Source organism: Nonomuraea sp. NPDC049714 (assembly GCF_044465295.1).
Lineage (GTDB): Bacteria > Actinomycetota > Actinomycetes > Streptosporangiales > Streptosporangiaceae > Nonomuraea.
The window spans coordinates 144,350-165,531 of the sequence record NZ_JBITLM010000004.1 but is presented as its reverse complement, the minus strand read 5'-3'; the positions used below and the strand labels follow the sequence as shown (position 1 = coordinate 165,531).

Annotated in this window: 24 protein-coding genes; 17 read left to right on the top strand and 7 right to left on the bottom strand. The window is 70.5% G+C overall.

Going from position 1 to position 21,182, the window contains the following annotated elements:
* Positions 1 to 132: 132 nt before the first annotated feature.
* On the bottom strand, positions 133 to 597 hold the full coding sequence (locus tag ACIBQX_RS18135) for a hypothetical protein (protein WP_397005776.1): 465 nt from the start codon (positions 595 to 597) through the stop codon (positions 133 to 135).
* A gap of 77 nt (positions 598 to 674) precedes the next feature.
* Here ACIBQX_RS18135 and ACIBQX_RS18130 point away from each other — a divergent pair, with 77 nt between their 5' ends.
* Both ACIBQX_RS18130 and proC read left to right on the top strand, forming a co-directional pair.
* On the top strand, positions 675 to 1,556 hold the full coding sequence (locus ACIBQX_RS18130; RefSeq protein WP_397005774.1) for a proline dehydrogenase family protein: 882 nt from the start codon (positions 675 to 677) through the stop codon (positions 1,554 to 1,556).
* A gap of 45 nt (positions 1,557 to 1,601) precedes the next feature.
* The gene (gene proC / locus ACIBQX_RS18125; RefSeq protein WP_397005769.1) at positions 1,602 to 2,396 is read left to right on the top strand and encodes a pyrroline-5-carboxylate reductase; all 795 of its coding nucleotides are present in this window, start codon (positions 1,602 to 1,604) and stop codon (positions 2,394 to 2,396) included.
* Between the two features lie 62 nt (positions 2,397 to 2,458).
* Here proC and ACIBQX_RS18120 read toward each other — a convergent pair whose 3' ends face one another.
* Together ACIBQX_RS18120 and ACIBQX_RS18115 are read right to left on the bottom strand one after the other, a co-directional pair.
* A complete protein-coding gene (locus ACIBQX_RS18120) occupies positions 2,459 to 3,127 on the bottom strand; it encodes a response regulator (protein WP_397005767.1) in 669 nt (222 codons plus the stop codon).
* Positions 3,124 to 4,251, bottom strand: a complete 1,128-nt coding sequence (locus ACIBQX_RS18115) for a sensor histidine kinase (protein WP_397005765.1) — start codon at positions 4,249 to 4,251, stop codon at positions 3,124 to 3,126. The genes ACIBQX_RS18120 and ACIBQX_RS18115 overlap by 4 nt, the downstream gene beginning before the upstream one ends.
* A 107-nt stretch (positions 4,252 to 4,358) precedes the next feature.
* Here ACIBQX_RS18115 and ACIBQX_RS18110 point away from each other — a divergent pair, with 107 nt between their 5' ends.
* The 9 genes from ACIBQX_RS18110 to ACIBQX_RS18070 all read left to right on the top strand — a co-directional run bounded on the left by ACIBQX_RS18110 (position 4,359) and on the right by ACIBQX_RS18070 (position 11,488).
* Positions 4,359 to 5,522, top strand: coding sequence for an acetoin utilization protein AcuC (locus ACIBQX_RS18110; RefSeq protein WP_397005763.1), 1,164 nt, complete (start codon positions 4,359 to 4,361; stop codon positions 5,520 to 5,522).
* 11 nt (positions 5,523 to 5,533) lie between these two features.
* Positions 5,534 to 6,316 carry a phosphatase gene (locus ACIBQX_RS18105; protein ID WP_397005761.1) on the top strand — a complete coding sequence of 261 codons (783 nt, stop codon included), beginning with the start codon at positions 5,534 to 5,536 and terminating at the stop codon, positions 6,314 to 6,316.
* Between the two features lie 312 nt (positions 6,317 to 6,628).
* Complete coding sequence (locus ACIBQX_RS18100; RefSeq protein WP_026214222.1) at positions 6,629 to 6,832, top strand: helix-turn-helix domain-containing protein; 204 nt, start codon at positions 6,629 to 6,631, stop codon at positions 6,830 to 6,832.
* Positions 6,833 to 7,012: 180 nt separating this feature from the next.
* Complete coding sequence (locus ACIBQX_RS18095) at positions 7,013 to 7,111, top strand: 30S ribosomal protein bS22 (RefSeq protein ID WP_018654693.1); 99 nt, start codon at positions 7,013 to 7,015, stop codon at positions 7,109 to 7,111.
* Positions 7,112 to 7,133: 22 nt separating this feature from the next.
* A complete protein-coding gene (locus ACIBQX_RS18090; RefSeq protein ID WP_397005759.1) occupies positions 7,134 to 8,129 on the top strand; it encodes an NAD-dependent epimerase/dehydratase family protein in 996 nt (331 codons plus the stop codon).
* Between the two features lie 16 nt (positions 8,130 to 8,145).
* Complete coding sequence (locus tag ACIBQX_RS18085) at positions 8,146 to 8,979, top strand: lysophospholipid acyltransferase family protein (RefSeq protein WP_397005757.1); 834 nt, start codon at positions 8,146 to 8,148, stop codon at positions 8,977 to 8,979.
* A gap of 68 nt (positions 8,980 to 9,047) precedes the next feature.
* Positions 9,048 to 9,842, top strand: a complete 795-nt coding sequence (locus ACIBQX_RS18080; RefSeq protein ID WP_397005755.1) for an SDR family NAD(P)-dependent oxidoreductase — start codon at positions 9,048 to 9,050, stop codon at positions 9,840 to 9,842.
* A gap of 72 nt (positions 9,843 to 9,914) precedes the next feature.
* Positions 9,915 to 10,496 (top strand): RNA polymerase sigma factor, encoded by a 582-nt coding sequence (locus ACIBQX_RS18075; protein ID WP_397005753.1) that lies wholly within the window; start codon positions 9,915 to 9,917, stop codon positions 10,494 to 10,496.
* Complete coding sequence (locus tag ACIBQX_RS18070) at positions 10,496 to 11,488, top strand: LCP family protein (RefSeq protein WP_397005751.1); 993 nt, start codon at positions 10,496 to 10,498, stop codon at positions 11,486 to 11,488. The genes ACIBQX_RS18075 and ACIBQX_RS18070 overlap by 1 nt, the downstream gene beginning before the upstream one ends.
* A 57-nt stretch (positions 11,489 to 11,545) precedes the next feature.
* On the opposite strand, the gene ACIBQX_RS18065 is transcribed toward ACIBQX_RS18070, so the two are convergent.
* From ACIBQX_RS18065 to ACIBQX_RS18055, 3 genes are all read right to left on the bottom strand, one after another.
* Entirely contained in the window at positions 11,546 to 12,421 is an 876-nt protein-coding gene (locus ACIBQX_RS18065) for an HAD family hydrolase (RefSeq protein ID WP_397005749.1), read from the bottom strand.
* Between the two features lie 14 nt (positions 12,422 to 12,435).
* The gene (locus ACIBQX_RS18060; RefSeq protein ID WP_397005747.1) at positions 12,436 to 13,071 is read right to left on the bottom strand and encodes a DUF5667 domain-containing protein; all 636 of its coding nucleotides are present in this window, start codon (positions 13,069 to 13,071) and stop codon (positions 12,436 to 12,438) included.
* A gap of 71 nt (positions 13,072 to 13,142) precedes the next feature.
* Complete coding sequence (locus tag ACIBQX_RS18055) at positions 13,143 to 13,781, bottom strand: sigma-70 family RNA polymerase sigma factor (protein WP_397005745.1); 639 nt, start codon at positions 13,779 to 13,781, stop codon at positions 13,143 to 13,145.
* 178 nt (positions 13,782 to 13,959) lie between these two features.
* Between ACIBQX_RS18055 and ACIBQX_RS18050 the strand changes: the two genes are divergently transcribed.
* Positions 13,960 to 15,426: an antibiotic biosynthesis monooxygenase gene (locus tag ACIBQX_RS18050; RefSeq protein ID WP_397005743.1), complete on the top strand. Its 1,467-nt coding sequence runs from the start codon at positions 13,960 to 13,962 to the stop codon at positions 15,424 to 15,426.
* Here ACIBQX_RS18050 and ACIBQX_RS18045 read toward each other — a convergent pair.
* Positions 15,423 to 15,659, bottom strand: a complete 237-nt coding sequence (locus tag ACIBQX_RS18045; protein ID WP_397005741.1) for a glutaredoxin family protein — start codon at positions 15,657 to 15,659, stop codon at positions 15,423 to 15,425. The genes ACIBQX_RS18050 and ACIBQX_RS18045 overlap by 4 nt on opposite strands.
* Positions 15,660 to 15,785: 126 nt before the next feature.
* Here ACIBQX_RS18045 and ACIBQX_RS18040 point away from each other — a divergent pair, with 126 nt between their 5' ends.
* From ACIBQX_RS18040 to hemB, 5 genes are read left to right on the top strand one after another with little or no spacing between them, the layout of a single operon-like run.
* Positions 15,786 to 16,463 carry a redox-sensing transcriptional repressor Rex gene (locus ACIBQX_RS18040; RefSeq protein ID WP_397005739.1) on the top strand — a complete coding sequence of 226 codons (678 nt, stop codon included), beginning with the start codon at positions 15,786 to 15,788 and terminating at the stop codon, positions 16,461 to 16,463.
* Complete coding sequence (locus tag ACIBQX_RS18035) at positions 16,460 to 17,716, top strand: glutamyl-tRNA reductase (protein WP_397005737.1); 1,257 nt, start codon at positions 16,460 to 16,462, stop codon at positions 17,714 to 17,716. The genes ACIBQX_RS18040 and ACIBQX_RS18035 overlap by 4 nt, the downstream gene beginning before the upstream one ends.
* Positions 17,713 to 18,636: a hydroxymethylbilane synthase gene (gene hemC / locus ACIBQX_RS18030; protein ID WP_397005735.1), complete on the top strand. Its 924-nt coding sequence runs from the start codon at positions 17,713 to 17,715 to the stop codon at positions 18,634 to 18,636. The genes ACIBQX_RS18035 and hemC overlap by 4 nt, the downstream gene beginning before the upstream one ends.
* On the top strand, positions 18,633 to 20,180 hold the full coding sequence (locus ACIBQX_RS18025) for a uroporphyrinogen-III synthase (RefSeq protein ID WP_397005733.1): 1,548 nt from the start codon (positions 18,633 to 18,635) through the stop codon (positions 20,178 to 20,180). The genes hemC and ACIBQX_RS18025 overlap by 4 nt, the downstream gene beginning before the upstream one ends.
* Positions 20,177 to 21,160: a porphobilinogen synthase gene (gene hemB / locus ACIBQX_RS18020; protein ID WP_397005731.1), complete on the top strand. Its 984-nt coding sequence runs from the start codon at positions 20,177 to 20,179 to the stop codon at positions 21,158 to 21,160. The genes ACIBQX_RS18025 and hemB overlap by 4 nt, the downstream gene beginning before the upstream one ends.
* Positions 21,161 to 21,182 lie beyond the last annotated feature (22 nt).

Here is a 21,182-nt window from a genome sequence, read left to right as displayed (position 1 = left end):
GTCGGTCAGACTCAACGTACGAATGCCTGCTGTCTTTGTCAAACGACTTGAGCCTATCCGACTCAACCCCTGAGGTGGCGGAATAGTTCCCGCTCTCGGGACAAACAGGTCATGACAAACAGGCAGACGTGCTCAGGACTTGGCACCGTCCACGATCTTGCGATCGCCGAGAGGGGACTTGAGCTTGACCGTGGTGGTCTTCTCCACCGCGATCATGATGCAGGAGATGTCCTCCGCCTTGGGGGCGGCGCCCTCGTACAGGGTGATGGTGACCCGCTTGCCGGTCTCCTTGACCTTCACCCGGTCGAGCACCGTGCACGGCTCCACGCCCGACCACCAGACGAGCCGCACCTTGCGGCCCTTGGACACTGGCTTGGCGGAGGTCCAGCGGGCCTTACGGGTGTTGATCGCGTTGCCGACCGGCTTGACCTGCTTCGGGCCCTTGGTCGGCGGTGTGCTCGTCGGCACCTCGGTGCTGGACACCGGCGTGGCGGGCGTGGTGGAAGCGGCCTGCCGCACCGGGGCCGTCGTGCCGCAGCCGGCCGCGAGCACCAGGCATCCGGCCAGGAAAGTCGTCGTCGCTGTTCGCATACCCATACGACGAATGTGACAGCCGACCGGTTCAGTCGGCGAATCCCCGCGGCCGCGGGCATCGGTGAAGTTAGGGTGATGACGTGCTGCGTCAGGCTCTTCTCGCCATCTCCCGGAGCGATCGCGCCGAGCGCGTCGTGTCCACCTCGCCGCTGACCGCGGACGTGGTCAGCCGCTACGTCGCCGACGACGTCGGCCGGGTCGTCGACGAGCTGACCCGCAAGGGCCTGCTCGTCAGCGTCGACCACCTCGGCGAGGACGTCCACGACAGGACCCAGGCGGAGCGGGCCGTCCAGGCCTACCTGGCCCTGCTCGAACGCCTCCCCGAAGGCGCCGACGTGTCGGTCAAGCTGACCGCGCTCGGGCTGCGCCTGTCCGAGCAGCTCGCCCTCGACAACGCGGCCACCATCTGCGAGCACGCCGTGCCCAGGGGCATCACGCTGACCCTCGACGCCGAGGAGCACGACACCATCGCCGGGCTCCACTCCATCCACGCCACGCTCCGCAAGGAGCACCCGGACGTGGGCGTCGTGGTGCAGGCCTACCTGCGCGACTCGGTCGAGCGCTGCCACCGGCTGGACGGGGCCAGGGTGCGCCTGTGCAAGGGCGCCTACACGGCTCCCGGCGCGCACACCTCGGCGGCCGACATCGACCGCTCCTTCGCGCGCTGCCTGCGCGTGCTGATGTCCGGCACCGGCTACCCCATGGTCGCCACGCACGATCCCCGGCTGGTGCGCATCGCCGCCGCGCTGGCGGTGCTCGAAGAGCGCGACCAGTCCGGCTTCGAGTACCAGATGCTGTACGGCGTGCGTCCGGACGAGCAGGAGCGCCTGGCGGCCGAGGGCGCGAGGGTGCGCGTCTACGTGCCCTACGGCGCCGACTGGTATCCCTATCTGATGCGCCGCCTGGCCGAGCGCCCCGCCAACCTGGCCTTCTTCGCCCGGTCGCTGCTGACGCGCGGCTAGCCGCCGGTAGGCTGCGGCCAGCGTCGACCAGGTGAGAGGCAGAAGATGATCGCGATTCTGGGCACCGGCAAGATGGGCGAGGCCCTGCTGTCCGGGTTGCTGCGGGCGGGGTTCAAGCCGGGCGAGATCCTGGCCACCGTGCGCCGGCCCGAGCGCGCGGTGGCACTCCGGGAGACCTACGGGGTCCGCACGGTGTCCAACATCGAGGCCGCCAAGTCCGCCGACACCCTGGTGCTGGCGGTCAAGCCGCAGGACATGGCGGCGCTGCTGGCCGAGATCGCCCCCTACGTGCCGGCCGACCGCCTGGTGATCTCCGCGGCGGCGGGCATCACCACGGCCTTCGTCGAGCAGCGCCTGGGCGTCGAGGCGCCCGTGGTCAGGGTGATGTCCAACACGCCCATCCGCTTCGACGAGGCGATGAGCTGCATCTCGGCCGGCTCCCACGCGGGGGAGGAGCACCTGCGGCGCACCGAGGGCCTGCTCGAACCCGTCGGCAAGGTGCTGCGCATCCCCGAGTCGCAGCAGGACGCCGCCACGGCGCTGTCGGGCAGCGGCCCCGCCTACTTCTTCTACCTGGTCGAGGCCATGGTGGACGCGGGCATCCTGCTCGGCATGCCGAGGGCCTCGGCGCTCGACATGGTCACCCAGTCGATCGTGGGCGCGGCGGTGATGCTGCGCGACTCGGGCGAGCATCCAGTGATCCTGCGCGAGGCCGTCACCTCTCCGGGAGGCACCACCATCGCGGCGATCGCCGAGCTGGAGCGGCACAGCGTCCGCGCCGCCTTCCTGGCCGCCATCGAGGCGGCCCGCGACCGCGGCCGCGAGCTCGCCTCCGGCTGAGACGCCGCGTTCGGGCGGGGTGACCAGGGCGATCCGAGCGGCCTCGGATCGAGGCCGGTGGACTACTCGCCGGGGCTGATCAGGGCGGCCTCGTAGGCCACGATCACGGCCTGTGCCCGGTCCCGGACCCCGATCTTGGCGAACAGGCTGGTCACATGGTTCTTGACGGTCGAGGCCGCGACGCCGAGCCGCTCGGCGATCTCGGTGTTGGACAGGCCGCGCGCGATCAGCACCAGGATCTCCCGCTCGCGCTCGGTGAGCCGGGCCAGCGCGTCCCGGTGCGGCGACGGGGTGACACGACGCCGCTCGGGAGCCCGTACGAACGTGCCGATCAGACCGGTGAGCAGGCGCGGCGCGACCGCGGCCTCGCCCCGGTGTACCACGCGCACGCCCTCCACCAGCTCCTCCGGCGAGACGTCCTTGGGCAGGAAACCGCAGGCGCCCGCCCGCAGCGCCGCGAGCACGTTCTCGTCCAGGTCGAACGTGCTCAGCGCGAGCACGCGCACGCCGGGGAGTTCGCCGGTGATCTGCTCGGTGGCGCGCACCCCGTCGACGCCGGGCATGTGCAGGTCCATCAGCACCACGTCGGGGTCGAGCCGTCTGCTCAGCCGCACCGCCTCCGCGCCGTCCGCGGCCTCGCCGACGACGGTCAGGTCCGGCTGCGCGTCGAGCATCAGCCTGAAGCCCTTGCGCACCAGCTCGTGGTCGTCCACCAGCAGCACCGTGATCATTTCTTCTCCAGGGGGATGCGCGCGCACACGCGGAAGCCGCCCTGCGAGCGCGGGCCGGTCCATAAGTCCCCGCCGCACAGCGCCACCCGCTCGGCCATGCCGCTCAGGCCGAAGCCCGTGGACGCGGGCAGCTTGGCGGCGCCGTCGTCGACCACCTCGACCTCGATCGCCGTGGGGTCGTAGGTCAGCAGGACGCTGGCGCGGGCGCCGACCGTGTGCTTGCGGGTGTTGGTCAGGGCCTCCTGGACGATCCGGTAGACGGCGTGGTCCACGGCGGTGGGCAGGGTCACGGGCTCACCCGTCACGGTCAGGCTGGCGGGCAGTCCGGCGGTCCTGGCCTCGTCCACCAGCGCCGGCAGCCGGGCGGCGCCCACCCCGGTCGCGGCGTCGGCGGCGCTGCCCCCGTCGGCTCTGAGCACGTCCAGGAGCTGGCGCATCTCCGCCAGGGCCTGGCGGGCCGTCTCCTCCGCGCCCGTCAGCGCCTCACGGGTGACGTCCTGTCCCGGGGGCAGCGTGGCCCTGGCGCCGCCGACGAGGGCGTTGATGACGCTCAGATGGTGGGCCACCACGTCGTGCAGCTCCCTGGCGATCCGCCGCCGCTCGGCCCGTACGGCGCTGTCGGCCATCTCGCGCTGCGCGCGCTCCCTCAGCTCGGCCCGCACCCGCACGAGCTGACCGAAGCCGACCGGGATGAGGGTCACGAACACGCCGGCGGGCCAGGACCCCGACGCCGGGTCGAACAGCGCGAGGCCGGTCGCGTAGAGGGCGCCGCCGAGCAGTGCGACGATCAGCGCGGTACGGCCCCGCGTGTAGCGGCCCACGCTGTAGTACGCGATCGTCGCGGCGAGGTTGCCACCGCTGGTGAGGCCGGTCGCCAGGCCGGCGACGTCGAGTACGGCCACCAGACCGGCGGCGAGCAGCGGCCGGGTCCGCCGTACCAGCAGGGGGAGCATGGAGACGACGAGGAGCGCGGCGCTCATGGCCATGTCGGGGCGCCCCGACGACCAGGAGATGACGGCGCCGATGGTCGCCGGCACGGTCACCACGATGACGAGCAGGGCGTCGAAGACCCGTGGGCGGCGGAAGAATCGCCATGCGGCCTGAAATGGACGCACGAAGCGCATGATCAGAGGCTACGCGATGTTTCCTCGCCGTTGCCGGGCGATCCGCCTGGACGGCGGCCGTTGACGCTGCGGTAACGTCACCTCAAGGCGAGGGAAACGGAGCAGGCATGAGCCAGTCGGCGCGGGTCATCTGGGACGACGCCCTCACCTCCTACGATTTCGGTCCCGCACATCCACTCGCCCCCGTCAGGGTCGAGCTGACGATGGCGCTGGCCAGGGATCTCGGCGTGCTCGACAAGATCGAGATGGGCGGTTGCGAGCCGGCCACGGACGACGAGCTGGCCCTGGTGCACGATCCCGCCTACATCGAGGCCGTCAAGCGCGTCTCGGCCTCCGGCCGGGCGGACCTGTCGGTAGGGCTCGGCACGACGGACAACCCGGCGTTCGCCGGGGTGCACGAGGCCTCCGCGCTGATCGCGGGCGCCTCGCTGGCCGCGGCCCGCGCGGTCTACGACGGATCGGTGGAGCACGCGGTCAACGTCGCGGGCGGGCTGCACCACGCGATGCCCGGCTCGGCCAGCGGGTTCTGCGTCTACAACGACCCGGCGCTGGCCATCGCCTGGCTGCTGGAGCAGGGCGTGGAGCGGATCGCCTACGTGGACGTGGACGTGCACCACGGCGACGGGGTGCAGGCGATGTTCTACGACGACCCGCGGGTGCTGACCATCAGCCTGCACGAGAGCCCGCTCACGCTGTTCCCCGGCACGGGCTCGGCCGGCGAGACGGGCGCCCAGGGCAGCGCGGTCAACGTGGCGCTGCCCGCGGGCTGCGGCGACCCCGGCTGGCTGCGGGCCTTCGACGCCGTCGTCCCGCCGCTGCTGCGCGAGTTCCGGCCGGACTTCCTGGTGACCCAGCACGGATGCGACAGCCACGCGCTGGACCCGCTCGCCCACCTGATGCTCAGCGTCGACGGCCAGCGGACCGCCTACGCGGCGCTGCACCGCCTGGCGCACGAGACGGCCGGCGGCCGCTGGATCGCGACCGGCGGTGGCGGCTACGAGCTCGTGCAGGTCGTGCCGCGGGTGTGGACCCACCTGATCGCCGAGTTGTCGGGCCACCCGCTCGACCCGGCCACCCCGACGAGCGAGAACTGGCGCCGGCTCGTACGGGAACGTACGGGGGAGGTGCCCCCGCTGACCATGACGGACGGTAGAAGCCCGGAATTTCAGGATCTATCCCGTGGTTATGATCCAGCGGACCCCATCGACCGTGCGGTCATGGCGACCCGGCATGCGGTTTTCCCTCTGCACGGCCTCGACCCGATGCCCTAAGGACCCGAAAAGTGCTGAGCCGCGACGAACTCCGCGAGCATCTGATCCACAGCCGCATCGCCGGCGACGTCGCGACCGCGCGCGAGAACAACCTGGACCACTACAGCTCGCTGGCCAACCAGGACCCCTACTACATGCTGGGCCTGACCTTCGAGCAGCGGTGGACGTTCCGCGACGTGCTGGCGCTGATGGCCAAGGCCGCCGGCGTGGTCGCCGACCCCGGCCACCGCTGGGGCCAGGACACCATCGACCCCGACCGCACCATCGACGCGCTCGACGCCATGGCCGACCGGATAGCCGCCGCGCTGTCGGCGGAGCGGCCACGGGTGCTGTTCGCCACCGGACACCCCACCGGCCTGCTGGCCGTGCACCTGCCGCTCGCCAGGCTCGCGCTGGAGTGCGGGGCGAGCCTGCTGACGCCCGCCGAGGGCTGGGCCTACTCCGGGTCGGGTTTCGGCCGGCCGCGCCGGATCCGCTACCTGGGCGATGTGGCGATGCTCGACGAGAAGGGCGCGTTCGTGCACACGCATGACGCGGCCCCGATGGAGCACATGCTGGCCGAGCTCGGTGAGGCGCACCCGGACCTGGTTATCGCCGACCACGGGTGGGCAGGGGCCGCTGGAGAGGCGGGAGTGCCCACTGTGGCTTTCGCCGACAGTAACGACCCCGGGCTCTTCGTCGGAGAGGCCGAGGGCAAGATCGATGTGGTGGTGCCGCTTGACGACAATGTGCTACCGCGTTATTACACGCCGTTGACCGAGCGCTTGGTCACAAGAGTCACACGAGCCCTATGAGTCGAAATCGGTCATCCCGATACCGTCTTTTCGCGCCTGCATTCCAAGAGGCTCGCCGTCCCTTTGCCAACTTTTGATGAGGCCTGGGCGACTCTTATGGGTGACAGGTTGCACAGGTTCAGGGTTCAGGCGAGGGGCTCGATCCGGCGGCTGGCCAGGGAGTTTGCTGGTTCTGCTGACAGACGACTCCGCGGACTGAGAAACTAGGGGGTTTGCGCACTCGGAGTCCCGACTTACGCTGACGGCAGTACACGTGCGTGAGCAATGGCACCAGTGGGGATAACCCGGAAACACGTGCGGAAGAGGCGTCCGATGGGTGCAGGCGAAAGACCTCTCAGCGAGGTGAAGTTCCTGACGGTGGCCGAAGTGGCCACGGTCATGCGAGTGTCGAAGATGACCGTTTACCGACTCGTGCACTCGGGCGAGTTGCCGGCCATCCGCGTCGGCCGCTCGTTCAGAGTGCCTGAACAGGCGGTGCACGACTATCTTCGCGAGGCCTACATCGAGGCAGGCTGAAACTGGAGTAGCGGCGCGCCGTGAGCACGCCGTGAATACCGTCGCGGGAGAGGCCCGGCCGACACTCGAGCGGCCGGGCTCTCACCCCGGGGGGCGATCTACCGCCGATCGCCGGTAGTCTGGCACCCGGTGTGCGCTCGCACACCGATTCAGACGTGTGATCAGTTACCTGGGGGTCCCGTGGGCTCTGTTATCAAGAAGCGCCGCAAGCGGATGGCCAAGAAGAAGCACCGCAAGCTGCTCAAGAAGACGCGCATCCAGCGGCGTAACAAGAAGTAGTCGACGCAGCTGCGAGGCGCTGATGACCCACACCGTGCTTGTCACCGGGGTCTCGCGCCACATCGGCGCACGGGTGGCGAGTGTTCTCGCGGCGGACCCGGACGTCAGCCGCGTCATCGGAGTGGACACCGTGCCGCCGCCCTCGCTGACCCGTGATGGCGGCGTCTCCCTGGGCCGGACGGAGTTCGTCCGGGTCGATCTGCGCAGCCCCGACATCGCCCAGGTGATCGCGGCCGCCGACATCGACACCGTGGTCCACATGAGCCTGGTGAGCGCCCCCTCCAGGGGCACCGGCCGGGCCGCCATGAAGGAGCACAACGTCATCGGCACCATGCAGTTGCTCGGTGCCTGTCAGCGCTCCGCGACCGTGCGGCGCGTGGTCGTCCGCTCGACCACGGCCGTCTACGGATCCTCTCCCAGGGATCCGGCGGTGTTCACCGAGGACCTGGAGCCGCACGACGGTCCCAGCCACGGCTACGCCAAGGACGCGGCCGAGGTCGAGGGCTACGTGCGCGGTTTCGCGCGCCGGCGTCCCGACGTCAGCGTGTCGCTGCTGCGCTTCGCCAACTTCATGGGGCCGGGCGTGGACTCGCCGCTGACCCGTTACTTCACCCAGCCGGTGCTGCCGACCGTCTTCGGCTTCGATCCGCGGCTGCAGTTCGTCCATGAGGACGACGCGGTCGAGGTGCTGCGCCGGATGGCGAAGGAAGATCACCCCGGCACGTTCAACGTGGCCGGGGCGGGCGTGTTGCTGCTGTCGCAGTGCGCGCGCAGGGCGGGGCGGGTGTCGCTGCCGCTGCTGTCCCCCGCGGTCCGGATGCTGGGCGCCGTGGTGCGCCGGACCGGGCTGGTCGACTACTCACCCGAGCAGCTGCGCCTGATGAGCCACGGCCGCGTGGTCGACTCGGGCGCCCTGGAGGCCGAGCTGGGCTGGAAGCCGAAGTTCGGCACGGGCGCGGCGTTCGACGACTTCCTGCGCTCGCGCGGGCTGCGCCCGTTCGGGGAAGAGCGCCGGTGAGCGGGGAAGAGCGCCGGTGAGCGGCCCCGACGAGCTGCTGGCCTTCCTGCGCAGGCGGGTCACCGGCGACTACGAAGTGGACGAGTTCGGCTACGACGCCGAGCTGACCGACAAGGTGCTGCTCGAACTGCTGCGGCCGCTCTATCACCGCTGGTTCAGGGCCGAGACCCTGGAGCTGGAGCACGTGCCCCCGGAAGGCGGCGCGCTCATCGTCGCCAACCACGCGGGCACCCTGCCGGTCGACGCGCTGATGCTGCAGGTGGCGCTGCACGACGAGGCGGACCGGGCGCTGCGCCTGCTCGGCGCCGACCTGGTCTACCAGCTCCCGATGCTGAGCCACCTGTCACGCAAGACCGGGCACACGCTGGCCTGCCCTGAGGACGCCGACCGGCTGCTGCGCAAGGGCGAGCTGGTGGGGGTGTTCCCCGAAGGCTTCAAGGGCGTCGGCAAGCCCTTCTCCGAGCGCTACAAGCTGCAGCGGTTCGGCCGGGGCGGTTTCGTCGCCGCGGCCATCCGAGCCGGGGTGCCGATCGTGCCCACCGCCATCGTCGGCTCCGAGGAGATCTACCCCAAGATCGGCGACCTGCCGTCCCTGGCCCGGCTGCTCGGCCTGCCCTACCTGCCGATCACGCCGTTCTTCCCGCTGCTCGGGCCGCTGGGCCTGGTGCCGCTGCCGTCGAAGTGGCTGATCGAGTTCGGCGAGCCGATCAGGACCGACGACCACGATCCGTCCGCCGCCGACGATCCGATGCTGGTGTTCAACCTCACCGACCAGATCCGCGAGGTCATCCAGCGCATGCTCGACCAGCTCAGACTGCGGCGCGGGCACGCCTTCCCGCCCTTCCTCTAGCCCGCTGCAACCACCCCCGCCCGACCGGTGTTCTCCCCCTGACAGCGCACACTTGAAGGGGAAACATCATGGATCTGCAGCTTTCCGGCCGCGTCGCCCTGGTCACCGGCGCGTCCAAGGGCATCGGCCTGGCCATCGCCAGGACCCTCGCCGAGGAGGGCGCGCACGTCGTGGCCGTCTCCCGTACCTCTCCCGGTGAGCTGCCCGGCAAGGTGGTGCACGTACCGGCCGACCTGATGGACCCGCAGGCCCCGGCCAGAGTGGTGGCACGCGCGGTCGAGGAGTTCGGCGGGCTCGACATCCTCGTCAACAACGCCGGCGGTCCGCCGCCCGGGGTGTCCCTGCCCAGGATGAGCTTCCTGGCCCCGGACGACGCCGAGTGGCAGAAGATGTTCGAGTTCAACCTGTTCTCCGCTGTACGGGCGATTCGCGCGGCCGTGCCGGTCATGCTGAGCCGGGGCGGCGGCTCGATCGTCAACATCTCCTCCACCATGGCCGTGCAGCCCGGCGCGATGAACGTCGACTACGGCGCCGCCAAGGCGGCCATGAACCACCTCGGCAAGTCCCTGTCGGAGGAGTACGGCCCGCAGGGCATCAGGGTCAACACCGTCTCGCCCGGCCCGGTGCTCACCGACTGGTGGACCAAGAACGGCGGCGCGGCCGAGATCATCGGCGGTTTCGCCGGAGCCGACCGGGACAGCGTGATCGCTCAGGTGGCGCCCGAGATGATGCGCCTGGTCACCGGCCGCCTCGTGGCCCCGCAGGAGGTCGCCGACGCGGTGGCGCTGCTCGCCTCGCCGCGCTCGGGCAGCACCACGGGCGCCGACTTCATGATCGACGGCGGCTCCCGCAAGGAGCTGTGACCGCCCCGCGTGAACCACGATGGTGGGTTGTGGCAAGACATCTTCGACTGATTCCCCCACAGAAGGGCGGAGATGATCACGCAACCCGCCATCCAGGGCGCGGACGCTGAGCTCATCAGCGCCTCCTGGTCTCAGCCGGAGGCGTTCGCCGAGCTGTTCGACCGCTACTCCGCCATGCTCTACAGGTACGTCTCCAAACGGCTCGGCCCCGAGCCCGCCGAGGACCTCGTCGGTGAGACGTTCCTGGTCGCCTTCTCCCGCAGGAAGAGCTACGACCTCGGCTATCCCGACGCCAGGCCGTGGCTCTTCGGCATTCTCACCAAGCTCATCTCCCGGCACCACCGCACCGAGGCGGCCCGCTACAGGGCGCTGCGGCGCGCGCCGATCGACCTCGACGTGGAGTCGCCCGCCGACCGGGTGGCCGCGGGGGTGACCGCGCGGGCGGCCGGGCCCGCCCTTGCCGGCGCGCTGGCCGCGCTGCCCGCCAAGGACCGCGACGTGCTCCTGCTCATCGCCTGGGGCGATCTGACGTACGAGGAGGCCGCGCAGGCGCTCGGCATCCCGATCGGGACCGTGCGCTCCCGCCTCAACAGGGGCAGGCGGAAGGTACGCGCGGCGCTGGGCGACACCAATCCGATGCGGGGGCAGGAGTGATGATGGACGACGACCTGAGGATGCTCCGCGACTTCGGCGAGCGGCTGGAGCACGAGCCCCCGGCGACGCTGGCGCGCCAGCGTGAGCGCGTGCTGCGGGCCGGGCCGCGCCGCAGGGGGTTCGGCTGGACGATGACGGCCCTGGTCGCCGTCGTGACCGCGGCGGTGGTCGCCGTGCCCACGCTGCTGATCGGCGGCTGGGACACCGTCCGCCCGCCGGCGGGCCAGCGCCCCGCCGAGGTGACCGGCGCGCTGAACGTGTTGCTGGTCGGCACCGACGACCGGGCGGGTTCGGCGCAGGTCGACCAGGGGACCCGCACCGACACGATGATCGTGCTGCACCTGCCGGCCGACCGGAAGAAGGTCACGGCCGTCAACATCCCCCGGGATTCGATCGTCGAGATCCCGCGGTGCGGCTCCCAGGCCGCCCGCACCGACATGATCAACTCCGCCTTCGACCGTGGCGGGCTGACCTGCGCGGTGAAGACCGTGGAGACGCTGACCGACGTACGGATCGATCACATGGTCGAGGTCGACTTCGCCGGGTTCAAGCGGCTCGTGGACGCGCTCGGCGGGGTCGAGGTCACGCTGGCGCGGCCGGTGGACGACCCGAAGTCGAAGCTGAGGCTCCCAGCGGGCAAGAGCGTCCTCGACGGAGAGCGGGCGCTCGGCTACATGCGGCTGCGTGATCATGGCGACGGTTCGGACCTGCAGCGGATCAAGCGCCAGCAGAAACTCATCCAGGCGATGGCGAAGAAGGTCAGGCGGACCCTCGACGACCCGGCCGAGCTGCGCGCCTTCCTGACCGTGGCGGCGAAGTCGGTCAAGACCGACGAGGCGCTGGACGTGGAGACCATGATCGGGCTCGCCACGAGCCTGGAGGGGGCTTCGGCGACCTTCCTCACGGTTCCCTGGCAGCCTCATCCCCAGGACCAGAACAGGATCCAGTGGAAACAGCCGGAGGCGGACCGCCTGTTCGACACCCTGAGGTGAACCGCCCCCGGTCAGCGGTGGCTCGGGCGGCCGGGCCGCCCCCGGAGGCGGGCCGGGTCAGCGGGTGGAGCGGTAGAGCTTGCGCAGGGCGAGGCCGGCGGCCACGCCGCCGGCCACCGCGCCCACGCCGGCCGCGATGGGCAGCGCGGTCAGCGTCGCCTTGCGGCCGGTGCGGAAGTCCTTGATCTCCCAGTCGTGCTTCCTGGCGTGCTCGCGCAGCTCGCTGTCAGGGTTGATGGCCACCGCGTGACCGGCCAGCGACAGCATGGGCAGATCGTTGGCCGAGTCGCTGTAGGCGGTGCACCGGGTCAGGTCGAGGCCCTCGCGGCGGGCCAGCGCCCGCACCGCCTCGGCCTTGGCCGGGCCGTGCAGCAGGTCGCCGACCAGGCGCCCGGTGTAGATGCCGTCCGTGGTCTCGGCCACGGTGCCGAGCGCCCCGGTCAGGCCCAGCCGCTGGGCGATCACCCGCGCCAGCTCCACCGGCGTGGCGGTGACCAGCCAGACCCGCTGGCCCTGGTCCAGGTGGCTCTGCGCGAGCGCCCTGGTGCCGCCCCAGATGCGGTCGGCCATGACCTCGTCGTAGATCTCCTCGCCGAGCCGTACGACGTCGTCGACCTTGGCGCCCGCCACGAACGCCAGCGCGGTCTCGCGGGCGACGGCGATGTGCTCGGGATTCTCGTTGCCGCGCAGCCGGAACACCGCCTGCCCGATGGCGAACTTGAACAGGTCGGTGGTGTTGAACATGCCTCGCGTCGACAGGCCCCTGGCGAAGTGGTAGATCGACGCGCCGCGCATCATCGTGTTGTCGACGTCGAAGAAGGCCGCGGCCTGGAGGTCGGGCTCGGTCGGGGGCGCGACGACAGCGGCTGCCGCTGCGACCTCACCGGCGATCTCCGCCTCGGACTGCTGCCGTCGTCGAATTAGCCGCCACATGGGCTTCAGCCTACCTAGCTCGGAGCGGCGAGCCCGTCGATGTAGTCCAGGTAGCCGACGGCCTGGTCCTGCTCCACACCGTCGAGCTGTTCGAGCATCGGCTCCACCATGTTGCGCTGGTCCTCGGCGAAGCGGTCGATCTTCGGCGAGCGCGGTTCGGCGCGTCGCAGCCTGGTGATGCCGGCTCGGGTCGACTGCTCCATGTCCTTGAGCGTCCTGCGGACCAGCGGCCCGGCGCTGGAGGAGCCGAGGAGCTGGGCGACCTCCTCCGCCCGGGTCTTGGCCGAGACGAGCTCGCGCTCGCCGCGCACGACGTCGTCGGTGCTGAGCCGGACCAGGGTGCTCTCCGCCGCGCGCTTGAGCGGGTAGAGGGTGTCGCCGGGCACCGCGTGGTAGGTGGCGAACGCTGCCAGCAGCATGGCGGCCACCAGGCCGATCGGGGCGATCGGGGCGGACAGGGACCGCTTGGGCCGGGGCCGCCGGTGGGTGCGCCGGGCCGGCCGTACCGGCTCCTCGCCGGGCTGGGCGGAGGTGAGCCGCTCGCGCAGGCGCGCGCGGAAGGCCGCGTCCGGGCCCCCACCGCGGGACAGCGCTCCCAGCTCTGTGAGGTGACCGAGCACGCGCTCCTGTGCCCTGCGCGCCCTACCCATGACCGCTCCCTGACGCCCCCGCGAATCGTTGCTGTGGTGACACCTGCCTAACGACGTCGCGCGCCGCGAGGTTACGCAAGGTCGTGCTTGAGAGCTCTGGCCAATGTACGGATCGCGCGGAACTGCAGTGCTTTGATCGCTCCACTCTTCTTTCCCATGATGAGCGCGGTTTCCGCGAGCGACAGCCCGTGCAGGAAGCGCAGGACCACGCACTCCTGCTGCTCGGGGTTGAGATCCCGGACGGCGCGGAGCACCCGGTCGTTGATGATGGCCGTCACCACGGCGTTCTCCGGGATGTGCGCTCCTTCGAGGGGAACGTCGATCACTTCTCCGGTGGAGACCTCCAGGCGATAGCGGCCGGATTTGAAATGGTCGGTGACCAGGTTCCTGGCGATGGTCACGAGCCAGGCGCCGAAGTCACGGCCCTGCCACGTGAAGTCGGCGATTCGGCGCAGTGCGCGCAGGAAGGTCTCGCTGGTGAGATCCTCGGCGAGCGGATGGGAGCCGACCCGAAAGTAGATGTAGCGATAGACGAGATCCACATAGCGGTCATAGAGCGTGCCAAAGGCTTCCGTGTCCCCGGTCTTCGCGTGGAGGACCAGGGTGCGCAGGTCGTCGGTGACGTCCGCACGCACGGCAAGCTCGGTCGTCCGGGCAGAGCCAGCCGTTGCTGGCGTGAGCAGCCCGGAGAACGGCCACGAGTCAGGCATCCGGTATCCCTAGGGCTAAGGGGTGCGCCGTGCTCGAACACTCTAGAAATCAACCGGAAATTCCACAATCCGCGTCCTCCTTGCATGTCTCCGCGTAATCGGCAGATACGGTGTGGACCGACCCTTTCCCTCTTCGGCTACCGGCTGGGAGGCATAGTCCGGCAGCATTGGAGTCACCATGGAGATCCTCGTTGCTGTCATAGCGTTCGCCGGTGCGCTCCTTGCTGCGATCGCCTCCGTCGCGCTGGTCCGCCGGCTGCGTGAGGAGCCCGAGGGCTGGCTGATCGCCTGGACCATCGCCGGACCCGCACTGTGCCTGTCGCTGGCGATGATCGGCCTGGGCTACCTCGTCGGGTTCGGGGTCCTCACCTTCAAGGTGCTGCAGATCACCGCGTCGATGCTGGCGCCGCTCTGGCTGGCCATCGGGCTGATCCAGCTGCTCGCGGACAAGGTGCCGCCGAAGTTCCTGGCCTGGCTGTTCGGCATCGGCTACACGATCGTCGCCCTGGTGATCATGGTGGTGGACCCGCTCATCAGCGAGGAGATGGGCAAGTCGGTGCCCTCGGCCGCCGAGCACTGGGCGGTCATCCCCGCCTATCTGCTCACCGGCCTGCACGTCATCGCCGCGCTCATCATGCTGGGCACCATGGTGGTCGCGGCCCTCAGGTGGCGCGGCGGCGACGAGTACGACACCGACAACCTGCACGCGGTCCTGGTCATCGCCCCGTCAGGGCTGGCGCTCATGGGCGCCATGCAGTTCACGGTGCCCGCCTTCTTCACCGTCATGCTGCTCATCGCCGCCGCCGCGGCCATCTGGTACACCGTGCTGCGCCCGCTCGCGCCGTACGAAGACGACGACGAGGACGACGACGATTTCGTCGACCAGCACGAGAAGCGGCCCGTCGGCGGCCGGCGCGAGCAGCGCCCCGTGGGCCCCCGGCCGCAGGAGCAGCCGCCGCCGGGTCACCGCCCGGTGCCCGAGCCCGTCCCGATGGCCGCCACCGAGCCGCCGCGCCAGCGCAGGTCCGGCCTGGGCGACCTGGTGGCCGAGTATCGTGCCAACGACCAGGAGGTCGACTACGCCGCCCGGATGTCGCCGCCGCCGGACGCGGGCCCGTCGACCGGCTACATCATGAACGGCCGGCACGGCGGCCCCGCGCCGCAGCCGGAGCCGCGCGACCACGCGATGCCCGGCACCGGCGCCGCCTATCCGGGCGCCGAGCTGTTCGCCCCCCGGATGCCGCAGACCGGCCCCCATCCCGTGGTGCCGCCCGCCCCGCAGACCGGGCCGCAGCAGCAGACCTCGGGCAGGCCCTCGCCGAACATCTACGGCATGCTGACCGTCTTCACGCTCATCGACGGCTCGGGCGCCGCCTTCGACCAGCTGGCCGACGCGACCGTCGAGGCGGTCAGGCGCGGCGAGCCCGACACGCTGATCTACGCCTGCCACGCGGTCAAGTCCGCTCCGCTGCAGCGCATCGTCTACGAGCTCTACCGGGACGAGGTCGCCTACCGCGACCACCAGCGCCAGCCGCACATCGAGCGGTTCATCAACGAGCGTCAGGTCATGGTGCTGGCCACCAACATCATCGAGCTCAACGTGAACGCCGCCAAGGTCGTGCCCCTGCCGATGGCGATGTTCTAAGCGGTCAGGGCCTCTCGCAGGCGTTCTTCCGAGACCCGCCAGAAGTCGTGCTGAACACCGTCGATCAGGGTGACCGGGATCATCTCCCAATAGCGCTCCCGCAGCTCGTCGGAGGAGTTGATGTCCACTTCCTCCCACGGCACGCCCAGCTCACCGGCGACCCGGGAAATGATCTCGCGCGCGTCCTCACACAGGTGGCAACCGGGCTTTCCAAGCAGCGTGATGCGGTGCATGACGTCCACCGTAGCGTCCGAGGAACGGTGACTTTGTGCATCGGTTCACAAAAGGATTAACCTGAAAGACGGTTCCATCCCCAGTCACGCGGTCCAAGGCCGCCCGTTCCCCTGGAGCTCCGGCAAGTGAAGAGCCCGTCCCAGCCTCGTGACCGAGGCATACCCGAAGCGACGGTCGCACGGCTCCCGTTGTACCTTCGGGCACTGCACGGGATGGCAGAGCGTGGCACCGCGACCGTCAGCTCCGAGGATCTCGCCGCGGCCGCCGGGGTCAACTCCGCCAAGCTGCGCAAGGATCTGTCACACCTCGGCTCCTACGGCACCCGAGGCGTCGGCTACGAGGTCGAATACCTCGTCTACCAGATCTCCCGCGAGCTGGGCCTGACCCAGGACTGGGCCGTCGCCATCGTCGGCGTCGGAAACCTGGGCCGCGCGCTCGCCAACTACGGCGGCTTCGTCTCCCGGGGATTTCGCATCGCGGCCGTGTTCGACGCCGACCCCGAAGTCGTGGGCGACGACATAGCGGGGTTGAATGTTGAGCACATCGATGAACTGGAGACCGTGATCAAGCGGCGTGGGGTCTCGATCGTGGTGCTGGCGACGCCGGCGGTGGCGGCGCAGGAAGTATGCGATCGTGTGGTGACCGCCGGGGTGACCAGCATTCTCAATTTCGCCCCGGTCGTTCTCACTGTTCCGGACGGCGTCGATGTCCGTAAGGTCGACCTATCCATCGAACTGCAGATCCTCGCGTTCCACGAGCAACGCAAAGCTGGGGGGCCACTCATGGCAGTGGACAGTCAATGAGTGTTCTGGCAATCGGACTCAGCCACCGGACCGCGCCGGTGGCCCTGCTCGAACGCGTGTCGGTGAGCGGCGAAGCGCTCGTGAAGCTGCTGCACGACGTGCAGCAGGACCCGTGCGTGGCGGAGGCCTTCGTGGTCTCGACCTGCAACCGGGTCGAGGTCTACGTCGCCGTGGACCGCTTCCACGCGGCCGTCACGGCCGTCACCGGCCTGCTCAGCCTCCACTCGGGCGTGCCCGTCGACGAGCTCACTCCACACCTGTACGTGCACTACGAGGAGCAGGCCGTCGAGCACCTGTTCTCGATGGTGTGCGGCCTGGAGTCCATGGTCGTGGGCGAGGGCCAGATCCTCGGCCAGACCCGCCAGGCGCTCAAGCTGGCACAGAAGCACGGCACCGTCGGCGCCACCCTGAACGAGCTGGTCCAGCAGGCGCTGCGGATCGGCAAGCGGGCCCACACCGAGACCGGCATCGACCAGGCCGGGGCCTCGCTGGTCAGCGCGGGCCTCGCGCTCGCCGGCGAGCTGGCCGGGCGGCGCGCCCTGGTGATCGGCGCGGGCTCCATGAGCTCGCTGGCCGCCACCACGCTGGCGCGCGCGGGCGTCACGGACATCGTGATCGCCAACCGCACGTACGAGCGCGGCGCACGGCTGGCCGGGACGGTCGGCGGCAGGGCGGTGGAGTTCTCCGCCGTCGCCCGTGAGCTGGCGGCGGCCGACATCGTCATCACCTGCACCGGCGCGGGCCGCCATCTGATCAGCGCCGACATGGTGTCGCGGGAGACCTTCCTGCTCGACCTGGCGCTGCCGCACGACATCGACCCGGCGGTGCGCGCCGTCCCCGGCGTCACACTGGTGGACCTGGAAACCATCCGTGAGTCCGGAATCGGCTCACGCGAGGGTGACGCGGTAAGGTCCGTGCGCAAGATAGTCGCGCAGGAGCTCGCCGCCTACCTGGAGTCGGAGCGGGCCGCCAAGGTCACCCCGACCGTGGTGGCGCTGCGCAGCAAGGCGGCCGGCGTGGTCGAGTCCGAGCTCGGCCGCCTGATGATGCGCATGCCCGATCTCGACGGCAAGCTCAGGGACGAGGTGACCCTCACCGTGCAGAGAGTCGTCGACAAGCTGCTCCACGAGCCCACCGTGCGTGTCAAGCAGCTCGCCACCTCGCCAGGAGGCGATCATTATGCCGAGGCGCTGCGCGAGCTGTTCGACCTGGACCCGAAGACGCCCGAGGCCGTGAGGGAGGTGGAGCTGTGACTCCACGGACGGAAAGCGCGCTGCGGCTCGGCACGAGACGCAGCCTGATGGCGACCACGCAGTCGCAGATGGTCGCCGACGCCTACACCGAGCGGACCGGCCGGCCGATCGAGCTGGTCGGCGTCACCACTTTCGGCGACGTGACCAAGGCGCACCTGGCCCAGCTCGGCGGCACCGGCGTGTTCGTCAGCGCGCTGCGCGACAAGCTGATCGAGGGCGAGATCGACTTCGCCGTGCACTCGCTCAAGGACCTGCCGACCAAGGCCGACCCGCGCATCGCGCTGGCCGCCCTGCCCGCCCGGCACGACCACCGCGACGCGCTGGTCGGCCCGGTCAAGTTCGCGGACCTGCCCGCCGGCGCCCGCGTCGGCACCGGCTCGCCGCGCAGGGTCGCCATGCTGCGCGCGCTGCGGCCGGATCTGGAGTACGTGCCGATCCGCGGCAACGCCGACACCCGGATCGGCAAGGTCACCTCCGGCGAGCTGCACGCCGTGGTGCTCGCCTCAGCGGGCCTGACCAGGATCGGCAGGGACGCGGAGATCGCCCAGATCTTCGAGATCGAGGAGCTGCTGCCCGCGCCCGGTCAGGGCGCGCTCGCCGTCGAGTGCCTGTCCGACCGCGCCGACCTCGTCGACTTCCTCGGCGTGCTCGACGACCCGCGGACCCGCTCCGCGGTGGCGGCCGAGCGTGCCGTCCTGGCCGCACTCGAAGCCGGTTGCTCGGCTCCCGTGGGTGCGTTCGCCCTCGATGACGGGCACACTCTGAACCTGACCGCCGCAGTCGTCGCCGTCGACGGCACGCGAGCGGTACGCAAGTCCGCCGCCGGCACTCCTTCGGAGGCTGAAGACCTGGGACGCCAGCTCGCGACCCAGATGCTTCGCGAAGGGGCCGACAAATTGATGGGGGAGCATTCCCATTGAGCTCCGATAGTCCAACCTCCGCTTTCGTCGCTTTCGTAGGCGCGGGGCCAGGAGATCCGAACCTCCTCACGCTCCGCGGTGCCGAGCTGCTCTCCAAGGCCGACGTGGTCGTGCTCGGGGACGAGTCGCACGGCCCGTTGCTACGACACTGCCGCGAGGGTGTGCACGTCGTCTCCGACGGCGACTACCTCAAGCACGCCAAGGCCGGGCAGTTCGTCGTGCGCCTGTGCGAGGGCGACCCGATGCTGTTCTCCTCGATCGCCGAGGAGGTCGCGGCCTGCGCCGCGGCGGAGGTGGACTTCGAGGTCGTGCCCGGCGTCCCGCCCGCGACCGCCGTGCTCACCTACGCGGGCATCCCGCCCGCGGCCTCGGTGCCCGAGTTCAGGGTCGTCGACGCCGCCCAGGAGCAGGACTGGTCCTCCCACGCCACCTGCCCCGGCACGCTCGTCATCTACAACGGCGTCGCCGAGGCCGTGGCGATCGGCAAGGCGCTGATCTCCGGCGGCAAGCCCGACAGCACCCCGGTGGCGGTCAGCAGCGGCGGCACCACGACCGAGCAGTACACCGTGGTCTCCACGCTCGGCAGGCTGCAGGCCGACCTCAAGCACGCCGGATTCACCGAGCCCGCGCTGATCGTCGTGGGCGAGGCGGTCGGCCTGCGCGACAAGCTGTCCTGGTTCGAGACCAAGCCGCTGTTCGGCTGGCGGGTGCTGGTGCCACGCACCAAGGAGCAGTCCAAGAGCCTGTCGGAGCAGCTCATCTCGTACGGCGCGGTGCCGGAGGAGGTGCCGACCATCTCGGTCGAGCCGCCCCGCACCCCGCAGCAGATGGACCGCGCCATCAAGGGCCTGGTCACCGGCCGCTACGAGTGGGTGGCCTTCACCAGCGCCAACGCGGTCAAGGCGGTGCGCGAGAAGTTCGAGGAGTACGGCCTCGACGCGCGCGCGTTCGCCGGGCTCAAGGTGGCCGCCGTGGGCGACGCCACCGCACGGGCGCTGGTCGACTTCGGCGTCAAGCCCGACCTGCTGCCCTCGGGCGAGCAGTCGTCGGAGGGGCTGGTGGCCGAGTGGCCGCCGTACGACTCGATGCTCGACCCGATCAACCGGGTGCTGCTGCCGCGCGCCGACATCTCCACCGACACGCTGGTGGCCGGGCTTACCGAGCTCGGCTGGGAGTGCGACGACGTCACGGCCTATCGGACCGTGCGGGCCGCGCCGCCGCCCGCGCCGATCCGGGAGGCGATCAAGGGAGGCGGGTTCGACGCGGTCCTGTTCACCTCGTCCTCGACCGTGCGCAACCTCGTGGGCATCGCGGGCAAGCCGCACAACGTCACGGTGATCGCCGTCATCGGGCCGCAGACGGCCAAGACCGCCGAGGAGTTCGGGCTGCGCGTCGACGTCATGGCCGACAAGGCGTCCGCGTCGGCCCTGGCGGCCGCGCTGGCGGCCTACGGCGCCGAACAGCGCCAGGCGGCCGTCCTCGCCGGTGACACCCCGCGCAGGCCGTCCCAGAACCGCAGGGGAGCCAGGAGGAGAGCGAAGTGAGTGCCGAGTTCCCCGTCGCCCGCCCCCGCAGGCTGCGCCGCACCTCGGCGCTGCGCAGGATGGTGGCCGGCACCAGGCTGCACGCCGCGGACCTGATCCTGCCCATGTTCGTCAAGGAAGGCATCGGCGAGCCGCACCCGGTCGCCTCCATGCCGGGCGTCGTCCAGCACACGCGCGACTCGCTGCGCAAGGCCGCCCGCGAGGCGGCGGAGGCCGGGGTGGGCGGGCTGATCCTGTTCGGCATCCCGGCGGTGAAGGACGCGCGCGGCTCGGCGGGCGACGACCCCGACGGCATCCTCCAGGTGGCGCTGCGCGACGTGCGCGCCGAGGTCGGCGACGCCGTCGTGGTCATGGCCGACACCTGCCTCGACGAGTTCACCGACAACGGGCACTGCGGCATCCTGACCGAGTCGGGCGACGTCGACAACGACCGCACGCTGGAGCGCTACGCCTCGATCGCGGTCGCGCAGGCCACCGCCGGCTCCCAGATGATCGCGCCCAGCGGGATGATGGACGGCCAGGTGGGCGCGATCCGGGCGGCGCTGGACGCCGCCGGCTTCGCGGACCTGCCGATCCTCGCCTACTCCGCCAAGTACGCCTCCGCCTTCTACGGGCCGTTCCGGGACGCCGCCGAGTGCGCGCCGCAGTTCGGCGACCGCAGCACCCACCAGCAGGACCCGGCGGGCCCGCTGGAGGAGGCGCTGCGTGAGGTGCGCCTGGACCTGGCCGAGGGCGCCGACGCCGTCATGGTCAAGCCCGCGCTGGCCTACCTCGACGTCATCAGGCGCTTCCGCGACGAGGTGGACGTGCCCGTCGCCGCCTACCAGGTGAGCGGCGAGTACGCGATGATCGAGGCCGCCGCCGCCAACGGCTGGGTCGACCGCGACCGGATGATCATGGAGTCGCTGGTGTCGATCAAGCGCGCGGGCGCCGACCTGATCCTCACCTACTGGGCCACCGAGGTGGCGCGCCGTCTCTAACCAAGGGGTTTGCCGTCAACTC

Excerpts from the sequence above, each read along its gene's own strand:
- ACIBQX_RS18135 (WP_397005776.1), bottom strand. The coding sequence starts at position 597 with ATGGGTATGCGAACAGCGACGACGACTTTCCTGGCCGGATGCCTGGTG.
- proC (WP_397005769.1), top strand. The coding sequence starts at position 1,602 with ATGATCGCGATTCTGGGCACCGGCAAGATGGGCGAGGCCCTGCTGTCC.
- ACIBQX_RS18120 (WP_397005767.1), bottom strand. The coding sequence starts at position 3,127 with ATGATCACGGTGCTGCTGGTGGACGACCACGAGCTGGTGCGCAAGGGC.
- ACIBQX_RS18115 (WP_397005765.1), bottom strand. The coding sequence starts at position 4,251 with ATGCGCTTCGTGCGTCCATTTCAGGCCGCATGGCGATTCTTCCGCCGC.
- ACIBQX_RS18110 (WP_397005763.1), top strand. The coding sequence starts at position 4,359 with ATGAGCCAGTCGGCGCGGGTCATCTGGGACGACGCCCTCACCTCCTAC.
- ACIBQX_RS18100 (WP_026214222.1), top strand. The coding sequence starts at position 6,629 with ATGGGTGCAGGCGAAAGACCTCTCAGCGAGGTGAAGTTCCTGACGGTG.
- ACIBQX_RS18090 (WP_397005759.1), top strand. The coding sequence starts at position 7,134 with ATGACCCACACCGTGCTTGTCACCGGGGTCTCGCGCCACATCGGCGCA.
- ACIBQX_RS18080 (WP_397005755.1), top strand. The coding sequence starts at position 9,048 with ATGGATCTGCAGCTTTCCGGCCGCGTCGCCCTGGTCACCGGCGCGTCC.
- ACIBQX_RS18075 (WP_397005753.1), top strand. The coding sequence starts at position 9,915 with ATGATCACGCAACCCGCCATCCAGGGCGCGGACGCTGAGCTCATCAGC.
- ACIBQX_RS18070 (WP_397005751.1), top strand. The coding sequence starts at position 10,496 with ATGATGGACGACGACCTGAGGATGCTCCGCGACTTCGGCGAGCGGCTG.
- ACIBQX_RS18065 (WP_397005749.1), bottom strand. The coding sequence starts at position 12,421 with ATGTGGCGGCTAATTCGACGACGGCAGCAGTCCGAGGCGGAGATCGCC.
- ACIBQX_RS18060 (WP_397005747.1), bottom strand. The coding sequence starts at position 13,071 with ATGGGTAGGGCGCGCAGGGCACAGGAGCGCGTGCTCGGTCACCTCACA.
- ACIBQX_RS18055 (WP_397005745.1), bottom strand. The coding sequence starts at position 13,781 with ATGCCTGACTCGTGGCCGTTCTCCGGGCTGCTCACGCCAGCAACGGCT.
- ACIBQX_RS18050 (WP_397005743.1), top strand. The coding sequence starts at position 13,960 with ATGGAGATCCTCGTTGCTGTCATAGCGTTCGCCGGTGCGCTCCTTGCT.
- ACIBQX_RS18045 (WP_397005741.1), bottom strand. The coding sequence starts at position 15,659 with ATGCACCGCATCACGCTGCTTGGAAAGCCCGGTTGCCACCTGTGTGAG.
- ACIBQX_RS18035 (WP_397005737.1), top strand. The coding sequence starts at position 16,460 with ATGAGTGTTCTGGCAATCGGACTCAGCCACCGGACCGCGCCGGTGGCC.